Origin of the sequence: Saccharopolyspora phatthalungensis (assembly GCF_014203395.1) — a bacterium.
GTDB classification, from domain to species: Bacteria; Actinomycetota; Actinomycetes; order Mycobacteriales; family Pseudonocardiaceae; genus Saccharopolyspora; species Saccharopolyspora phatthalungensis.
The window spans coordinates 593,011-610,217 of record NZ_JACHIW010000001.1; the positions used below are offsets into that span (position 1 = coordinate 593,011).

A 17,207-nucleotide genomic window follows, 5' to 3' on the forward strand; every position below is an offset into this window, starting at 1 on the left:
GGTAAATTTTGCCATTTTTCTGCTACCATCAATGCCATGACGGAGTTCGCCATCGAAGAAGACCGTAATTTTTCTACGGAACACGACCTTCTGGTCTTCGGTCAACGGCTGCGGCACTTGCGCCGGGCTGCCGGACTCACCCTCGTGGAGCTGGGTGAGCGGGTCGGGCGTGCGCCGTCGCAGCTGTCGCTGCTGGAGAACGGCCACCGCGAACCGAAGCTGTCGCTGCTGCGCGCACTGGCCGACGCGCTGGGCTGCTCCGTCGACGACCTGCTGTCGAAGAAACCGCCGAACCGCCGCGCCGAGCTGGAGATCGCCGTGGAGAAGGCCCAGCTCGACCCGGTCTACCAGCGGCTGGGCGTGTCACCGCTGAAGGTCGGCAAACGCGTCCCCACCGAAGCGCTGGAGCACGTCCTCGCGCTCTACGAAGAACTCAAGCGCCGCGAGACCAAGCAGGTCGCCACGCCCGAGGAGGCCCGCAAGGCCAACGCCGAGCTGCGCCGCATGATGCGCGAACATGGCAACTACTTCCCCGAGATCGAGAAGGCCGCCGCCGGCATCCTCGACAAGGTCGGCTATCACGGCGGCCCGCTGTCCGAAGGCCTGATCCAGTCCATCGCCACCAACCTCGGCTACGGGCTCCGGTTCGTCACCGACTTGCCCCGCTCGGTCCGCTCGGTGACCGACCTGAAGAACCGGCGGATCTTCCTGCGCCGTGAATCACTGGGCATGCACAGCCCGCGAACCATCCTGCTGCAGACCCTCGGCCACCTCAGCCTCGGCCACCGGCAGCCCCGCGACTTCGCCGACTTCCTGCGACAGCGCGTCGAGGCGAACTACTTCGCCGCGGCGGTCCTGGTGCCGGAGCAGACCGCGGTGCCGTTCCTGCAGGACGCGAAGGCCGAACGCGACCTCGCCGTCGAGGACATGCGCGACGTGTTCTCGGTGTCCTACGAGATGGCCGCGCACCGCTTCACCAACCTCGCCACCCAATACCTGGACCTCGTCTGCCACTTCGTGCGCAACGACGAAACCGGCATCATCTACAAGGCGTACGAGAACGACGGGCTGGTCTTCCCCAGCGACCCGACGGGCGCCATCGAGGGACAGCGGATGTGCCGGTACTGGGCCGGGCGCCAGGTGTTCGCCTCGCCGGACCGCTACTCGACCTACTACCAGTACACCGACAAGCCCGGTGCCACCCACTGGTGCGTCGCGCACGTCGACCCCAGCCGCGGGCGGGACTTCGCGATCACCCTCGGCGTGCCCTACACCGAGTCGCGGTGGTTCCGGGGCCGGGACACCAACAACCACTCCAAGTCGAAATGCCCGAACGGCGAATGCTGCCAGCGGCCACCGGCGGATCTCGCCAGCCGCTGGGAAGGCATGGTGTGGCCGTCGGCGCGGGCGCACTCGCACGTGCTCGCCGCGCTCCCGTCGGACACCTTCCCCGGCGTGGACGAGGCGGATGTGTACTCGTTCGTCGAGGCGCACCAGGGCTGATCAGCGGCGGCGCGGTTCGGCGCTGGCCCCGACCATCCGCACGAACTCCGCCGCCGCAGGCGAAAGCGGCCCAGGACGCCAGAACAGCACGCCCCGCCTGATCACCCGCGGCCGCAGCGGCAGCACAACGGCCCCGCGAGCGGCGGCGTCCCGGGCCATCAACTGCGGCAGCAAGGTCGCGCCGGCACCCGCGAGCACCAGCGGGACGACCATCGCGTGGTGCGTGGTCTCCACCGCGACCGCAGGGCCGTTCGCACCGACCATGTCCTCGATGACCGCACGGGTCGCGGTGCCACGCGGCGTCGTCACCCAGTCCAGAGTGGACAGTTCGGAGCGGCTGAGCGTCTTGCGCTCCGGCGCGGAACCCGGCGGCAGCACTGCGAGGATCTCCCGGCCGCGCAGCACCACGTTGGCCAGGTCGTCGATCGACTGCTCTGTGTCGACCATGCCGAGCTCGCACTCCCCGGCCCGCACCGTGCCGGTGACGTCCGCACCGAGCTCGGGATCCGAGACGGTGACGGCGACCTTCGGGTGCGCACGCAGGAAGGCGCCGATCAGCTCGGCCAGCGGATCCACGGCCAACGTGGTCTGCGCCACCACATCGAGTCGCCCGGCCGAGAGCCCAAGAACCCGCCGAACCGACGCCGACGCCGTGCTCAGGTCGCGCATCACCTGCCGCGCCGGCTCCACCAGCGCCTCCCCCGCCGCCGTCAGCGCAACCCCGTGCGGGAGCCGGTGGAACACCTTCCCACCCAGTTCGTGCTCCAAGTTCCGGATGGCATGAGACAACGACGGCTGGGCCACGTGCAGCGCCTGCGCGGCAGCGGTGAAACTGCCGTGCTCGGCGATGGCCAAGAAGTACTCCAGCTCCCGCCGCTCCATACCCTCCCCTTCACCGCCTGCGCCTCCGATATTCGCAGGTAGACAGGGCCGTGACGAACCCACGCCGCCGTTGAAGAGCGTTTCAAAAGTGGTTTGCACAGCTGACCGAACACGGGCGCGGCCCAGTCAGGCCCTTGCCGACGCGCTCGCGGTGTGGACGAACCAAGTTCGCCAGCCGCTACTCGTGGGCGGTGCGGAACGTGTGCTCGGCCGCGAGGTCGGTGTGCTGGTCGTCCGCGAGGTCGACGCGCACGTGGTGCAGGCGCCCGGTGAACCGGTTGTCGACCACGGGGTAGTCGTCGACCACCGGCGAGGCCCGGTCCACCCCGATGTCGAAGGTCTCATCGAAAGCGAAGTAGTACGGGATCGTCTCCTCGATCCGCCCGGCGGCGACCTCCGCGCCATCGACCAGCAACGACGCTGTGCCGCCCTTGCCCACACCGCCACCCTCGTAGTCGAACCGCAGCCGCACCTCATGCCGACCGGCCGGCACCGGCTGCGGTGCACTCACCCGGTGCACCGTCAGCCCGAAGTAGTTGTAGGCGTAGCAGGGCCTGCCCCCGTGGAAATAGAACGACCAGCCGCCAAAGCGACCGCCCTGCGCCACCAGCACCCCCTCCGCGCCGCCGGCAGGCACCTCGACCAGAGCGGTCAAGACATGCGAGCGGTTCTTGACGTTCGGCGCGGTCTCCTCGGTCAACCGCTTGGCACCGTCGTGGAAGGTGACCGACCGGCGCTCACCCATCAGATCCAGCCGGCCCGCCTCCAGCGGGTTCTCCCGCTCGGTCATCCGGTCATCGAGTGGCAGCACGTTGTGCTTGGCCGCCTCGACGAGGAACAACTGCTGGAGTTCCCGCAGCTTATCCGGGTGCTCCGCCGCCAGGTCGTGAGCCTGAGTCCAGTCCACGTTGGTGTCATACAGCTCCCACCGGTCGTCGTCGAACGAGCGGCGCGCACCGTCGTGCACCATCACCCACGGGGTGCCGTGCCTGGTCACCGCCATCCAGCCGTCGTGGTAGATGCCGCGATTGCCGACCATCTCGAAGTACTGCACCCGATGCCGGTCCGGCGCCGCCGGGTCGTTGAAGCTGTAGAGCATGCTGGTGCCCTCGATGGGCTGCTGCGCGACACCGTTGACCTCGGCGGGATGCGGCAACCCGGCCGCCTCCAGGATCGTCGGGACGACGTCGATTACATGGTGGAACTGATCGCGGATCCCGCCCCGGTCGGCGATCCCGGCCGGCCAGTGCACGATCATCCCGTCCCGGATCCCGCCGAAGTGCGAAGCGACCTGCTTCGTCCACTGGTAGGGCGTGTTCATCGCCAATGCCCAGCCGACCGGGTAGTGCGCGTGCGTGGTTGCATCACCGAGCGCCGAATCCTGGGAGTTGATGAACTCGGCGCTGTCCGGGATGCCGCTGGCGAAGCGGTGCTCGTTGAGCGTTCCGCCCAGACCGCCCTCGGCCGACGCGCCGTTGTCACCGAGAATGTAAACGAACAGCGTGTTGTCCAGTTCACCCAACTCCCGCAAGGCATCGACGAACCGGCCGACCTGAATATCGGTGTGCTCGGCGAAACCCGCGTAGAGCTCCATCAACGAAGCCGCCGCACGCTTCTCGGGCGCCGACAGCTCGTCCCAGTGCGGGACGCCCTCGGCCCACGGCGCGAGTTCCGCATCGCGCGGTACGACGCCGAGTTCTTTCTGCCTCCGCAAAGTGGCCTCGCGCTGCGCGTCCCAACCGTGGTCGAACTTCCCGCGGTAGCGCTCCCTGAACTCCTTCGGCACGTGGTACGGCGCGTGCGTGGCGCCGAACGGCAAATAGACGAAGAAGGGGTTGTCCGGCTTGAGGGCCTGCTGATTGCGCACCCAATCAATGGCCTGATCGACAAGATCCTCGGACAGGTGATAGCCGTCCTCCGGCTTGCGCGACGGCTCCACCGGATTCGTGCCGTCGAACAGCACCGGATACCAGTGGTTCATCTCCGCGCACAGGAAACCGTAGAACTTCTCGAAGCCCTCACCGGTCGGCCACCGGTCGAACGGCCCGGCGGCGCTCACATCACGCGCCGGGGTCTGGTGCCACTTGCCGAACGCCGCTGTGTTGTAGCCGTTGCCCTGCAGGATCTGGCCGATCGTCGCCGCCGACAACGGCCGGATGCCGCAGTAACCGGGCGCGGCGCTTGCCATCTCGGTCGTGACGCCCATCCCGACCGAATGATGGTTGCGCCCGGTCAGCAACGCCTGCCGGGTCGGAGAGCAGATGGCGGTGACGTGAAAGCGGCTGTAGCGCAGGCCGCCGTCGGCCAACCGGTCAGCGGTCGGCATCTGGCACGGCCCGCCGAACGCGCTCGATGCGCCGAAACCCATGTCGTCGATGAGCACCACGACGACGTTCGGCGCTCCCTCCGGCGGGCGCAACGGCTGGCGCGGCCGAAAGGCCGGGCGCTGGTCGCGCACGTCCAGCGCGGTCGCGGATGGCGGCTCGGGGTCCGGAATCGGCAACCGATCACGCAACATTTCCACTCTCAACCTCCCGCAGATTCGACGGTGTAGCAACGAACTGAGCGGCGACAATCCGAAAACGCCACCTATTCAAAGCATTCCACGATCCATGCTAGCGGCCACTGAATCGCGCACCAGCAGGTTCGACGTGCCCAGCATCGCAAACCCGCAGCGTCATGCCTGATCAGCGCGACATCGCAGCGAGGAAGACCATTTGTCGATTCGCTCCATAGAAGATGTCTATCTCACCCGAGTGCGCCGCGCAGTATCGCCAACCAGGCCGCCGTGGCTTCCAGCAACGCACGCCTGGTGCGCAGTACGACGTCGAACGCGCGGCAGACCCAGCCGACCATCGGTGGCCAGATGCGCGAACGCCCTAACCCCTGCTCGACGACGCGCTCGATCGCGGCGTCGGCAATGCGCGTTCGGCGGTCCCGCTCACGCCTCACTCGGCCTCCTCGATATCACACCCGTGCTCTACATCCGTAGAGCCGCTATGTATGCAGAGGGGGAAGGTGTTCGACCGATCGCATGGCGATGTGCGGGTGCGCTTCGACCCGCTCCGCGGCTGATCGCGTCAATCCACTGACGACAAACCGGTACCGGTGATCGCCGGTACCGGTTGTGCTGTCGACTATCCCGACCGACGACGCCCCAGGAGTTCCGAGTAAACGATGCGCACCGGGAACGGCAGCCAAGTTCAACCCTCCGGGCCGCTGACCTTGGCCACCAGGTGGTATTCGCCGTTGTCGACGAACTCGTACCGGTGTCCCTCGTCGGGCATCGTGTCGTACACCGTGAACGGGCGATCCTGGACGATGCCGTGCGAACCGGTCGTCTCTGCCTCGGCTGCCATGGTGCGCCGAATGCCGACGGCTACTTCTTGCCTTTGGCCTTGTCGTCCTTGGCCTCGTCGGTGGACAGCGCGGCAACGAAGGCTTCCTGCGGGACCTCGACCCGGCCGATCGTTTTCATCCGCTTCTTGCCCTCCTTCTGCTTCTCCAGCAGCTTGCGCTTCCGGCTGATGTCACCGCCGTAGCACTTGGCGAGCACATCCTTGCGGATCGCGCGGATCGTCTCGCGGGCGATGATCCGCGACCCGATCGCCGCCTGGATCGGCACCTCGAACTGCTGCCGCGGGATCAGCTCGCGCAGCTTCGAGGCCATCTTCGTGCCGTAGGCATAGGCGGCGTCGCGATGCACGATCGCGCTGAACGCGTCCACCGGTTCGCCCTGCAGCAGGATGTCGACCTTGACCAGGTTCGACGCCTGCATGCCGGACTCCTCGTAGTCCATCGAGGCGTAGCCGCGGGTCCTGGACTTGAGCTGGTCGAAGAAGTCGAACACGATCTCCGCCAGCGGCAGCGTGTAGCGCAGCTCGACGCGGCTCTCCGACAGGTAGTCCATGCCCGACAACTGTCCGCGACGGCCCTGGCACAACTCCATGATCGTGCCCACGAACTCCGACGGTGCGATGATCGTGCACTTGGCGACCGGTTCGAAGACGTCCTTGATCTTGCCCTCGGGCCAGTCGGACGGGTTGGTCACCACCAGCTCCGTGCCGTCCTCCATGTGCACGTGGTAGACCACGTTCGGCGCGGTGGAGATCAGGTTCAGGTTGAACTCGCGTTCCAGCCGGTCGCGGGTGATCTCCAGGTGCAGCAGCCCGAGGAACCCGCAGCGGAACCCGAAGCCCAGCGCCCCCGAGGTCTCCGGCTCGTAGGTCAGCGCCGCGTCGTTGAGCTGCAGCTTGTCCAACGCCTCGCGCAGCAGCGGATAATCCGTGCCGTCCACCGGGTAGAGCCCGGAGTACACCATCGGCTTCGGCTCGCGGTAGCCGCTGAGCGGCTTCTCGGCGCCCTTGCGCTCGGCCGTGATCGTGTCACCGACCTTGGACTGCCGGACGTCCTTCACCCCGGTGATCAGGTAGCCGACCTCGCCGACGCCGAGGCCGGCGGACGGCTTGGGTTCCGGCGAGATGATGCCGACTTCCAGCAGCTCGTGGGTGGCGTGGGTGGACATCATCCGGATCCGCTGCCGCGGGGTGATCTTGCCGTCGACCACCCGGATGTAGGTGACCACGCCGCGGTAGGTGTCGTAGACCGAGTCGAAGATCATCGCACGCGGCGGCGCGTCGGAAACACCTTCCGGCGCCGGGATCTGGCGCACCACCTCGTCGAGCACCGACCCGACGCCCTCACCGGTCTTGGCCGACACCCGCAGCACATCCTCCGGCTCGCAGCCGATGATGTGCGCGAGCTCGGCGGCGTACTTGTCCGGCTCGGCGGCCGGCAGGTCGATCTTGTTGAGCACCGGGATGATCTGCAGGTCGTGCTCCATGGCGAGGTACAAGTTCGCCAGCGTCTGCGCCTCGATGCCCTGTGCGGCGTCGACCAGCAGCACCGCGCCTTCGCAGGCCGCCAGCGACCGGCTGACCTCGTAGGTGAAGTCGACGTGCCCGGGGGTGTCGATCATGTGCAGCACGTGGTCGACGCCGTCCGCGGTCCACGGCAGGCGCACGTTCTGCGCCTTGATCGTGATGCCCCGCTCCCGCTCGATGTCCATCCGGTCGAGATACTGGGCCCGGTACGCGCGTTCCTCCAGCACACCGGTCAACTGCAGCATGCGGTCGGCCAGCGTTGACTTGCCGTGGTCGATGTGCGCGATGATGCAGAAGTTCCGGATTCGCTCCGGGGGCGTGAACGTGGTGTCGGCGAAACTGCTCACTCAGTGTTCCTCGCGGATGTCGACTGGTGCGGGGGTTCACTCCATCGTCCCATGACACGCCCGGTACCCGGCGCCCAACTCCGGGTCATCCCCGATGCGACCACCTGCCCCGGGGTGCTGAGCTGGTCATATGAGCGGATTCGCCGGTTTCGCCCTGCACCGTGCGTTCGGTCACCCCAGCGGCCTGCTGGGGGCCTTGGGCGGGGCCCTGATGGCGCGCGGCAACGCGGCGGCGGAGCAGCAGGTGGTGCGCCTGGCCCGGCTGACCGGGAGCGAACAGGTGCTGGTCATCGGCCCAGGGCCCGGCGTGGGTTTGCGGGCAGCGGGCGAGCAGGCGGCTTCAGTGGTCGCGGTCGAACCGTCGGCGCGCATGCGTCAAGCCGCCGACCGTCGGTGCGCTGACCTGCCGAACGTGGTCGTGCGCGGCGGCACCGCCGAAGCCACCGGGCAGGGGGACGCCGCGTTCGACGTGGTGCTGAGCGTGAACAACGTCCAGCTATGGCCGGACCGCGCGGCCGCGCTCGCCGAACTGCGCCGCGTGCTCCGGCCCGGCGGAATCCTGCTGCTGTCGACGCACGAACGCTGGCTGCCCGGCGGCCGCTCCGGTCTCCACGCCGACGTCCAGGCGGCCGGTTTCACCGACGTGCAGACCTGGGCCTGGCAACCGCCTACCCGAGGCACCACCCAGGCCCAGACCCGAGCCGTCCGGACCTAAGAGGACAGTCACACCACGGACCGAAGCGAAACCTCGGGACGCTTCAGCACGGCACCGCCCTCCCTGCCCTGACCTGGCCCGTTTCGGTTGCGGACAGGGCAGGTTCGGCCAATGGCTCAGGGCTTGCGGGCGTCGACGCGGAGCGGGTGACCGGCGGGAATCTCCACCAAGACGATGCGCATCCCGTCCGGATCGGCGACCCAGCCCTCATCGAGACCCCACGGCTGCCGCTCGGGTTCGGCGAGCACTGTCACGCCCTGGTCGCGTAGCCGGTTGAATTCGCTGCGCACATCGCGCACCTGCAACCACAGCACCTGGTCCGGGCTCGGCCCCGGCCCGCCCCTGCCGGAGATCTCCAGAAACCCCTGCCCGAGGAAGAAAACCGTGCCACTCGGGAATTCGCGCGCGATGGCCAGCCCGAGCACGTCCCGGTAGAACCGCAACGAGCGTTCCCAATCCCGGGGCCGAAGGATCAACCGGCTGTTCAAGACCTCCATGCCCCGTTTCTACCCGGAGGCACCAGCGATCGCCGAGTGGCGGGTCACCGCAGGACGGTGATGCTTCGGCGGACCGGGCGGCCACCCTTGACGTCTGGCACTCCAGCGCTTGTATGGACACGCAGCTTCAGGCGAATCGGGGCTTGGATCACCGCCGGGGCGCGTTGGCGCGGCGGCGCCGGTTCAGACGCCGGCGGCGAGCTTCCAACCGAGACTGATGACCAGCCCGACCACCACGGTCAGGAAAACCCGCCGCACGAAACCGGATCCACGCTTGGCCGCCATCGCCGCGCCGAGAACACTGCCCGCCATGTTGCACGACGCCATCACCAGCGCCAAGCCCCACAGCACCTTCCCGGCCGGGATGAAAAACGTCAGGGCACCGATGTTCGTGGCGACATTGACGATCTTCGCCGTCGCCGAAGCCGTGACGAACGCGAAACCGACCAGGCCGACGAGCAGGAACACCAGGAACGAGCCGGTACCGGGCCCGGCGATGCCGTCCCAGAACCCGATCAAGGCGCCACCGATGAGCATCACCACCAGCTGCCGGCCTCGCTCGAACCGCGGCACATCCGCCGAACCCAGCCCAGGTTTGCGCCAGATGTACACGCCGACGACGGCCAACGCCACCAGGACGATGACGTTGAGGACCTGCGACGGCAACGCATCGGCCAGCGCTGCGCCGCCGAGCGATCCGAGCAAGGCGACGAGCGCCATCGACAACGCGGAGCGCCAGTCGATAGGCGTTCGCTTGGCATAGGTGCGGGCGGCTGCCGCGGTCCCGGCGATCGACGACACCTTGTTGGTGGCCAGCGAATAGATCACCTCGCCGCCCGGTAGCAGCAGCATCAACGCCGGCAACTGGATCAGGCCACCGCCACCGACAATCGCATCAACCGCCCCGGCGAGGAATGCGGCGCTGCCGAGGAACAGCAGCCCGGCGAGAGACAGATCGGCGAATCCGGGCCAGTTCAACGCTGCGAGCACGAGACTCGACCCTATGGTGTGCAGGCACCGGTTCCGAGCTGATGTGATCGCTCTCGCGGCTGGTGTGACCATTCACGCCCTGCGCCGCCCGGTCGCCATCCACGCAGGTGGCCGCTGTTAGCATGGACGACCGTGCCGTGCGGCATTCCGCCGTGGAGGAAACCTGCCTGAGCGCAGCGCCGACGACAGCGCGGCACGATCGATTCAACAGACGAGAAAGAGGCGCCACCGTGGCCAACATCAAGTCCCAGATGAAGCGGATCAAGACCAACGAGCAGAACCGGCAGCGCAACAAGGCCGTGAAGTCCTCGGTCAAGAGCGCCATCCGCAAGTTCCGCGAGGCCGCTGACGCCGGCGAGAAGGACAAAGCCCTCGACCTGCAGCGGGCCGCCAGCCGCGCACTGGACAAGGCCGCCAGCAAGGGTGTCATCCACAAGAACCAGGCCGCGAACAAGAAGTCCGCGATGGCGCAGCGCGCCAACCAGCTCTGAGCTGAAGCCGAGCTTCGGCCCCTTCCTCGTTTCCGGGGAAGGGGCCTTTTGCCGTTCACCCGTCCCGGGCGGAGACCGCGATTTCTCTTGAAACCGCTAGCGGCTATGAACCGCGAGGGTCAGGAGCGTTGGTTGCGCAGCTCCACGAGGCGCAGGACGGTGCGTTCCAGGGCGTAGGTGGCGTCGGCGGCCATGCCCTTGACCCCGGCGTTGACCTCGGCGACCGCCTGGAGAGCTTCGGCGAGGCTCGTCGGGTTCCAGCCCCGGGACTGCGCCAGCGCCTTCTTCACCTTCCAAGCGGGCATGCCCAGCTCACCGGCCAGCCGGAACGGATCGTTTCGACCACCGGCGGCGGCCACCCGGCCGATGGTGCGGACCGAGTCCGCGAGGGCGTCGGCGATCAGCACGTGCGGGACGCCGAGCTGCACCGCCCACCGCAGCGCCTCCAAGGCGGCGGCCCGGTCCCCGGTCACCGCCTTCTCCGCGACCGCGAAGCCGGTCACCTCGGCCCGGCCGCGGTGGTAGCGGCGCACCGCCGTCTCGTCGACCTTGCCGCCGGTGTCGGCGACCAGCTGCGCCGCGGCCGACGACAACTCGCGCAGGTCCGAGCCGACCGTTTCGAGCAGCGCGGCCACTCCGGCTGCATCGGTCTTGCCACCGGCCCGGCGCACCTCGTCGCGGACGAAGGCCTCCCGCTCGGCAGGCTTGGTGATCTTGTTGCACTCGGTGACCCGCGCGCCGAGTTTGCGTAGCGCATTGGGCAGTTCCTTGGCGTGCTTGGACCGGCCGCCGCCGCTGTGCACGATGACGAGCGTGACCCCGTCCGCCGGTTGCCGGGCGTGCGTAAGCAAGGCTTCGGCGATCTCCTTGCCGACATCCTGCGCGGACTCCACGGCGAGCACCCGACCCTCCGCGAACAGCGACGGGCTGAGCAGTTCGGCCAGCTCAGGCGGGGTGAGTTCGCTCACCTTCACCCGGCGCAGTTCGGCTTCCGGATCAGCGGCGCGGGCCGCCCCGACCGCGGCCCACAGCGCGCGTTCCACCAGCAGTTCTTCATCGCCGAGAACCAGATGCAGCGGATCGGGAACCACGGCCGGTGCGCTCATGCATGCATCGTCGCACGCCCCCGTGACGGTCCCGCCATCTGGATCGCGCTGGCCAGAACCTGGCACGGTCCACTAGCGTTGCCGACACAACTGCATAGCTCATCCAGAGGGGCAGAGGGAACGGCCCGACGAAGCCCCGGCAACCGTTCGTCAGCGAATCGTGCGCGACGCGAGGTCTCTGACGAAAGCGGTGCCAATTCCGACCCGTCCGCGGGACAGATGAGGAGAGGACCTCGCGATGACTGCTGCTGCCCACGCCCAGACCCCCGCGAACAAGGCGTTCGACCTGGGAAATGCCGTCGAACTAGTGTCCAAGGAAGAGGGGCACCGGCAGCCGCTGGCCCCCGAGTTCGTCTCGCTGGAAGACTTCTCCCCGCTTGAGGTCGCCTACGACTTCGGCCGCATCCGTCGCGAGGACATCGAATCCGGGCCGCGCTCCATCTGGCGCTACAAGCAGCTGCTCCCGGTTCCCTCCAACGTCGAAGAACACCCGAACACCGAGCCGGGCTGTACCCGGCTGATCCGGGCCGACAAGCTCGCGAAGGCGTTGGGCGTCAAGCGAATCTGGGTCAAGGACGACACCGGCAACCCCACCCACTCGTTCAAGGACCGCGTCGTCGCGGTGGCGCTGGCCGCCGCCCGCGAGTTCGGATTCAGGGTGTTGGCCTGCCCGTCGACCGGCAACCTCGCCAACGCAGTGGCCGCCGCGGCGGCCCGCGCCGGCTGGGACTCGGTGGTGCTGGTGCCCAAAACCTTGGAACGGGCCAAGATCCTGATGAGCGCGGTCTACGACGGATCGCTGCTGGCCGTCGACGGCAACTACGACGACGTGAACCGGCTGGCCACCGAGCTCGCCTCGGAGCACGAGGACTGGGCGTTCGTCAACGTCAACGTGCGCCCCTACTACTCCGAAGGCTCCAAGACGCTGGCCTTCGAGGTCGCCGAGCAGCTCGGTTGGCGCAAACCCGAGCAGATCGTGGTGCCCATCGCCTCCGGCGCGCAGCTGACCAAGGTCTACAAGGGATTCAACGAGTTGGGCCAGGTCGGTCTGGTGGAGCCGAGCCCGGTGCGGATCTTCGGCGCGCAGGCCACCGGCTGCTCCCCGGTGTCGACGGCGTACAAGAACGGCCACGACGTGGTCCAGCCGGTGCGGCCGGACACCATCGCCCGCTCGCTGGCCATCGGCGCCCCGGCCGACGGCCCGTACGTGCTGGACATCGTGCGCAAGACCGGCGGTGCGATCGAGGACGTCAGCGACGACGAGGTCCGCGAGGGCATCCGACTGCTGGCCCGCACCGAGGGCATCTTCGCCGAGACCGCCGGCGGGGTCACCGTGGCCACGGCGAAGAAGCTCATCGAGACCGGGAAGATCGACCCGGACGCCGAAACAGTGCTGCTGATCACCGGTGACGGACTGAAGACCCTGGACGCGGTGCAGGACCAGATCGGCCCAAAGGCCACCGTCGCCCCGACCACCGAAGCGGTCAACCAAGCCCTGGGTCTCTGAGCCCGGTTACAGGGGCCCCAGCCATCCTGATCGAAGACGAGCGGCGCCACGCCACGACGATGGCGCCGCTCGTTTCGTCACGAACGACGATCTCGATCCCGCCACCGGTCTTTGCCTCAGCGCCTACCGCTCGGCCGCAGCGGGTCACCTCGGGAGACGAAGCGGGGGCCATGCGGCCCCGGCAGGATGGCGATGTCTCCTTCCCGGTCTGTGCGCAGCACTTTCGTGCCCGCGCGGGTGAGGTGGTCGACAACTAACGGACTCGGGTGGCCGTAGCTGTTACCGGCGCCGACGCTGATCACGGCTAGTCGGGGACGCACCGCTTGCAGGAAACGCGGTGTGGTGTAGCGGGATCCGTGGTGCGGGACCTTGAGCACGTCGGCTCGCAGATCCGCACCGGACGACATTAGCCGCCCTTGCCCAGGCAGTTCGACATCGCCGGTGAGCAGGACCCGCCCGGCCGGGGTAGTCGCCAGCAACACAATCGACGCATCGTTGGCGTCGTCAGCCGACTGGGTGCGGGCCAGCGCCGGATCCGGGCCCAGCACATCGAGCACCAGTCCCGGCCAGGCCGCGTGCTGCCCCGACGACATCGGCACGACCGGAACCCGGTGCGCGCGAGCGTCCCGCACGACCTCGTCCAGCGCCCAGGCCGGTTCCCGCAGCGGGCCGATCGCGACCGCGTCAACGGGGATCTTCCCCATCAGCGCGGCGAGTCCGCTGACATGGTCGGCATGCAGGTGGGTCAGTACGGCCAGCGGGACTCGGCGAATGCCCAAGCGGTGCAGGCATTCCGCAGCCCGCTGCGGATCCGGTCCGGCATCGACCACCACCGCCTCACCCGGGCGGCCGGTGGCCAGCACCAGACCATCACCCTGCCCGACGTCGCAGGCGACCAGGCTCCACCCCGGAGTCGGCCAGCCCGGCAGCATACTGCGCACCGGCACCAGCACGAGCACCGCGAGCAACACCGCCACCGCAACCACCCAGCGAATCCGCTTGCTGCGCAAGGTGATCAGCCCAACCACCACGAGCACCGCAAGCAGCACCCCGCCGACGGTGCCCGACGGCCAGTCGAACTCCGCGCCGGGAACCGCCGCGGCCCGATCCGCTACCAGCAGGACCCATTCCAGTTCCGGTGCCGCCAGCCAACCGAACACACCGGCCACCCAGGTCGACGCCGGTGCCGTCACGGTAGCCAGCACGCCGAACACCGTCGCCGGTGCGACAACGGGGTCGGCCAGCATGTTCGCCGGGACCGCTACCAGACTGACCGCGCCGGAGAGGGCCGCGATCAACGGTGCGGTGACGACATGCGCCGCCAACGGGACCGCAATCGCTTCCGCCACCCCGATCGGCACGCCCCTGGCTCGCAACGCCGCCGACCACGCCGGAGCCAGCAGCACCAGACCGGCGGTGGCCGCGACCGACAGCGCGAACCCAGCGCTCGTCGCCAGGTCCGGTTCGAGCAGCAGCAGACCGATCACGCTCGCCGACAGCACCGGCAACGCCGACCGCTGTCTGCCCAGGACCAGTGCCAGCAACGTGATCGCACCCATCACCGCCGCACGCAACACGCTCGGTTCCGGACCCGCCAAGACGACGAAGCCGATAAGTGCCGCGCCGGCACCGATGGCCGAGATGACCGGACCGGCACCGGCCAGATGCAGCAACATCAGCACCGCGCCGCACACGATCGCGAGATTGGCACCCGATACCGCCGTCAGGTGTGACAAGCCAGCGGTTTTGAAGTCCTGCTCGACTTCCGGGGGCAGCTTTCCGGTGTCGCCGACCACCAGCCCCGGCAGCAGGCCCGCCGCGGCCGGGCTGAGCACATCCGCGGACACCTGACGAAGGCCGACACGCAGATCCTCGGCCACACGCTGCCAACCCGGCGCAGCCACGACGTCAGCCGGCGGGCCCAACACCTGGAGCGCGGCGACCGTGAGCTCCCCGGCACGCGGCGGAGCCGCCTTGCCGGTCGCGGTCAACTGCTGCCCCGCAATGAGATTCCGCCATGCCGCAGTAGGGACCAGCAGCACCACCGCACCGTCGGCCCGCACTCGGCGCCCGGCCACCTCGGCGGCCTGCAACTCCGCATGGACCAGCGATCTGTCTGCTGCTCGTCGAGTGCCGAATGACGCGCCACGCAACGGGGTTGGTGCGCTCGTCAACGTCACCCGCAGCGTCGCCCGCTCGCCATGATCGGCGGCCAACCGCACTGGATGGTGCGCTACGCCGTAAGCCCGCACCGCGATTCCGGTCGCCGCGACACCCGCCAGCAGCAGGACAACCAGCGCTGCCCTGGCGAACGGCCGGACGCGCGCCGCCTTCCACGCCAAGATCGCGGCCGGCATCGCGAGCAGTGCCAAGACCGCAGCCGGAAGCCAACCCGCCAGCAGACCGGTCAACGTCACGACCCAAACCGCGAGCGCGGCCGGTGCCAGGCGAAGATCGAGGCTCGCGGTCACACCCGCACCACCTCCCGCAGCCGGGCGAACCGGGACTCTCCGATGCCGTCGATTTCCCGCAACTGCTCCACCGAATCGAACCGGCCGTGTTCGTCGCGCCACTGCACGATTCGCTTGGCGGTGACCTTGCCGACGCCGGGTAGTTCATCGAGTTGCTCCACTGTCGCGGTGTTGAGATCGACTTTTCCGTCGCCCCCGGGCTGGCCCGGCGACGCCTGCGGTGGCGGCGAGACGGCGACGTAGAGCTGTTCGCCGTCGACCAATCGACGGGCCAGGTTCAGCCCCGTCAGATCGGTGTCCGGCAGCGGACCACCCGCGGACTCGACCGCATCGGCCACCCGGTCGCCCGGCGACACGGTGACCAGACCCGGGCGAGCCACCCGGCCGACGACACTGACCACGAGCTCCGGTGGCGCCCGCGTCGTGGCCGGTGCCAGCGGCGAGATCGGGGGCGGCGAGATCGGCGGCGGCGCAGGTTCGGCCGTGGGCTGACCCGCCCACGCCCCGATGCCAACGCCGACCAGAACCACGAAAGCCACCAGGGCGAGCGCGAGCACACCAACCCGGCCAGGGTCCACTCTGGACCGAAGCAGGGACTCGGGAAGCCACCGCTCGGCGAGTCGCCGCCAGGACGAACCCGAGCCGGGATCCGGTGGCTGCACCGAATAATTCGATCCGGCGCGCTCCGCCGGGTCGTCGTAGGAAGCATGTCGCCGCAGCGTTCGCAGCCTGCTTCGCGGGTCGAGCGCTTCGTCGGATTCGACCGTGCCGGAACGGAAACCTTTGGTGTCGAACATGAAGTCGACGGTACGGCAGTGGAAACTCGTTTCGCAGCTTTATTTTTCGTCGATCAGGACACTGTGGAGGAAAGTCCGACCGGATTCAGCTCGAAGGTGTGGAATCCGCCCGCCGAAAGGTTTTCAGGCGCCCGAACGCCACCCGTTCGGGAGCACCACGACACCCACCGCGCCCGGCCCGATGTGCGCGCCGATGACCGCGCCGACCTCCGAAGCAACGCAATCCACCGAGTCCCCCAGCCCTGCCCGGATCCGCACGGCAAGCTGCTCGGCACGCTCCGGTGCGGCCAGGTGGTGCACCGCGATCGCGGCTGACCCGGACCCGGCCGAGCGCAACGAAATCTCCAACAACCGAGCCATCGCCCGGGTGGTCGTGCGCACCTTCTCCAGCGCGTCGATCCGCCCGTCGTGGACGTGCAGCAGGGGCTTTATCGCCAACGCCGTGCCCAAGACCGCAGCGGCGGTGCCGATCCGCCCGCCACGCCGCAGGTATTCCAAGGTTTGCACGGAGAATAGTGTCGTCGTGCGCTCGGCGGTCGATACCGCAATGCGTTCCACCTCCGCCAGTTCGGCCCCCGACTTGGCCGCCTCGGCCGCAGCGAGCACGGAGAACCCAAGCCCCATCGCGGTGGAGCGGGAATCGACCACCCGAACCAGTGCGGGATCGACTTCCCGCGCGGCCAGCCGCGCCGCGTCCCACGTGCCGGATAGCTGCCGGGACAGGTGCACCGCCACCACGCCGTCGGCACCGGCGTCCAGCGCGTCGCGGTAGGCCCGCGCCAATTCCTCCGGCGTCGCACCGGCAGTGGTGACCCGGTGCTTGCGATCGAAGGCGTGCGCTAGATCGCCGGGACCGAAATCGGTCTCGTCGATCGCGGCGGCCCCATCCAAGCTGACGTGCAGCGGGACGGTCCGCACCGCGTAGGTCTCGGCGTATCCCGCCGGCAGGTACGCCGTCGAGTCGGTGACGACTGCAATGGGCACGCCGCAACCCTACGACGTCACCGTCGCAAAGCGA

Annotated in this window: 15 protein-coding genes and 1 riboswitch; of the genes, 4 read left to right on the top strand and 11 right to left on the bottom strand. The window is 68.5% G+C overall.

Going from position 1 to position 17,207, the window contains the following annotated elements; translation table 11 throughout:
• Window positions 1–36: 36 nt before the first annotated feature.
• A complete protein-coding gene (locus BJ970_RS02600; RefSeq protein WP_184723189.1) occupies window positions 37–1,503 on the top strand; it encodes a helix-turn-helix transcriptional regulator in 1,467 nt (488 codons plus the stop codon).
• On the opposite strand, the gene BJ970_RS02605 is transcribed toward BJ970_RS02600, so the two are convergent.
• The 5 genes from BJ970_RS02605 to lepA all read right to left on the bottom strand — a co-directional run bounded on the left by BJ970_RS02605 (window position 1,504) and on the right by lepA (window position 7,615).
• Window positions 1,504–2,385 (bottom strand): LysR family transcriptional regulator, encoded by an 882-nt coding sequence (locus BJ970_RS02605; protein WP_184723191.1) that lies wholly within the window; start codon window positions 2,383–2,385, stop codon window positions 1,504–1,506.
• A 178-nt stretch (window positions 2,386–2,563) separates the two neighbouring features.
• A complete protein-coding gene (locus tag BJ970_RS02610) occupies window positions 2,564–4,903 on the bottom strand; it encodes an arylsulfatase (RefSeq protein WP_184728829.1) in 2,340 nt (779 codons plus the stop codon).
• Between the two features lie 230 nt (window positions 4,904–5,133).
• Window positions 5,134–5,337, bottom strand: coding sequence for a hypothetical protein (locus BJ970_RS02615; protein WP_184723193.1), 204 nt, complete (start codon window positions 5,335–5,337; stop codon window positions 5,134–5,136).
• 251 nt (window positions 5,338–5,588) lie between these two features.
• Window positions 5,589–5,744 (bottom strand): hypothetical protein, encoded by a 156-nt coding sequence (locus BJ970_RS02620; RefSeq protein ID WP_184723195.1) that lies wholly within the window; start codon window positions 5,742–5,744, stop codon window positions 5,589–5,591.
• 20 nt (window positions 5,745–5,764) lie between these two features.
• Window positions 5,765–7,615: a translation elongation factor 4 gene (gene lepA / locus BJ970_RS02625; RefSeq protein ID WP_184723197.1), complete on the bottom strand. Its 1,851-nt coding sequence runs from the start codon at window positions 7,613–7,615 to the stop codon at window positions 5,765–5,767.
• A gap of 130 nt (window positions 7,616–7,745) precedes the next feature.
• On the opposite strand from lepA, the gene BJ970_RS02630 reads away from it, so the two are divergent.
• The gene (locus tag BJ970_RS02630; protein WP_184723199.1) at window positions 7,746–8,330 is read left to right on the top strand and encodes a class I SAM-dependent methyltransferase; all 585 of its coding nucleotides are present in this window, start codon (window positions 7,746–7,748) and stop codon (window positions 8,328–8,330) included.
• Window positions 8,331–8,446: 116 nt separating this feature from the next.
• On the opposite strand, the gene BJ970_RS02635 is transcribed toward BJ970_RS02630, so the two are convergent.
• On the bottom strand, window positions 8,447–8,827 hold the full coding sequence (locus BJ970_RS02635; protein ID WP_184723202.1) for a VOC family protein: 381 nt from the start codon (window positions 8,825–8,827) through the stop codon (window positions 8,447–8,449).
• Window positions 8,828–9,010: 183 nt separating this feature from the next.
• The gene (locus tag BJ970_RS02640; protein ID WP_312864073.1) at window positions 9,011–9,817 is read right to left on the bottom strand and encodes a TSUP family transporter; all 807 of its coding nucleotides are present in this window, start codon (window positions 9,815–9,817) and stop codon (window positions 9,011–9,013) included.
• 230 nt (window positions 9,818–10,047) lie between these two features.
• Between BJ970_RS02640 and rpsT the strand changes: the two genes are divergently transcribed.
• Window positions 10,048–10,308: a 30S ribosomal protein S20 gene (gene rpsT, locus BJ970_RS02645; protein ID WP_184723209.1), complete on the top strand. Its 261-nt coding sequence runs from the start codon at window positions 10,048–10,050 to the stop codon at window positions 10,306–10,308.
• A gap of 119 nt (window positions 10,309–10,427) precedes the next feature.
• On the opposite strand, the gene holA is transcribed toward rpsT, so the two are convergent.
• Complete coding sequence (gene holA / locus BJ970_RS02650; RefSeq protein WP_184723212.1) at window positions 10,428–11,414, bottom strand: DNA polymerase III subunit delta; 987 nt, start codon at window positions 11,412–11,414, stop codon at window positions 10,428–10,430.
• Between the two features lie 96 nt (window positions 11,415–11,510).
• Window positions 11,511–11,640: riboswitch (SAM riboswitch) on the top strand.
• Between the two features lie 12 nt (window positions 11,641–11,652).
• Here holA and thrC point away from each other — a divergent pair.
• On the top strand, window positions 11,653–12,921 hold the full coding sequence (thrC, locus tag BJ970_RS02655; RefSeq protein WP_184723215.1) for a threonine synthase: 1,269 nt from the start codon (window positions 11,653–11,655) through the stop codon (window positions 12,919–12,921).
• A gap of 116 nt (window positions 12,922–13,037) precedes the next feature.
• On the opposite strand, the gene BJ970_RS02660 is transcribed toward thrC, so the two are convergent.
• The 3 genes from BJ970_RS02660 to BJ970_RS02670 form a co-directional block, all read right to left on the bottom strand.
• Window positions 13,038–15,392, bottom strand: a complete 2,355-nt coding sequence (locus BJ970_RS02660; protein ID WP_184723218.1) for a DNA internalization-related competence protein ComEC/Rec2 — start codon at window positions 15,390–15,392, stop codon at window positions 13,038–13,040.
• Window positions 15,389–16,189 (bottom strand): ComEA family DNA-binding protein, encoded by an 801-nt coding sequence (locus BJ970_RS02665; protein ID WP_184723222.1) that lies wholly within the window; start codon window positions 16,187–16,189, stop codon window positions 15,389–15,391. The genes BJ970_RS02660 and BJ970_RS02665 overlap by 4 nt, the downstream gene beginning before the upstream one ends.
• A 123-nt stretch (window positions 16,190–16,312) precedes the next feature.
• Window positions 16,313–17,173 carry a DegV family protein gene (locus BJ970_RS02670; protein ID WP_184723225.1) on the bottom strand — a complete coding sequence of 287 codons (861 nt, stop codon included), beginning with the start codon at window positions 17,171–17,173 and terminating at the stop codon, window positions 16,313–16,315.
• Window positions 17,174–17,207 lie beyond the last annotated feature (34 nt).

Coding starts and splice junctions, on each gene's coding strand:
- BJ970_RS02630 (WP_184723199.1), top strand. CDS start 7,746: ATGAGCGGATTCGCCGGTTTCGCCCTGCACCGTGCGTTCGGTCACCCC.
- BJ970_RS02600 (WP_184723189.1), top strand. CDS start 37: ATGACGGAGTTCGCCATCGAAGAAGACCGTAATTTTTCTACGGAACAC.
- BJ970_RS02605 (WP_184723191.1), bottom strand. CDS start 2,385: ATGGAGCGGCGGGAGCTGGAGTACTTCTTGGCCATCGCCGAGCACGGC.
- BJ970_RS02635 (WP_184723202.1), bottom strand. CDS start 8,827: ATGGAGGTCTTGAACAGCCGGTTGATCCTTCGGCCCCGGGATTGGGAA.
- BJ970_RS02665 (WP_184723222.1), bottom strand. CDS start 16,189: ATGTTCGACACCAAAGGTTTCCGTTCCGGCACGGTCGAATCCGACGAA.
- BJ970_RS02610 (WP_184728829.1), bottom strand. CDS start 4,903: ATGTTGCGTGATCGGTTGCCGATTCCGGACCCCGAGCCGCCATCCGCG.
- holA (WP_184723212.1), bottom strand. CDS start 11,414: ATGAGCGCACCGGCCGTGGTTCCCGATCCGCTGCATCTGGTTCTCGGC.
- BJ970_RS02620 (WP_184723195.1), bottom strand. CDS start 5,744: ATGGCAGCCGAGGCAGAGACGACCGGTTCGCACGGCATCGTCCAGGAT.
- thrC (WP_184723215.1), top strand. CDS start 11,653: ATGACTGCTGCTGCCCACGCCCAGACCCCCGCGAACAAGGCGTTCGAC.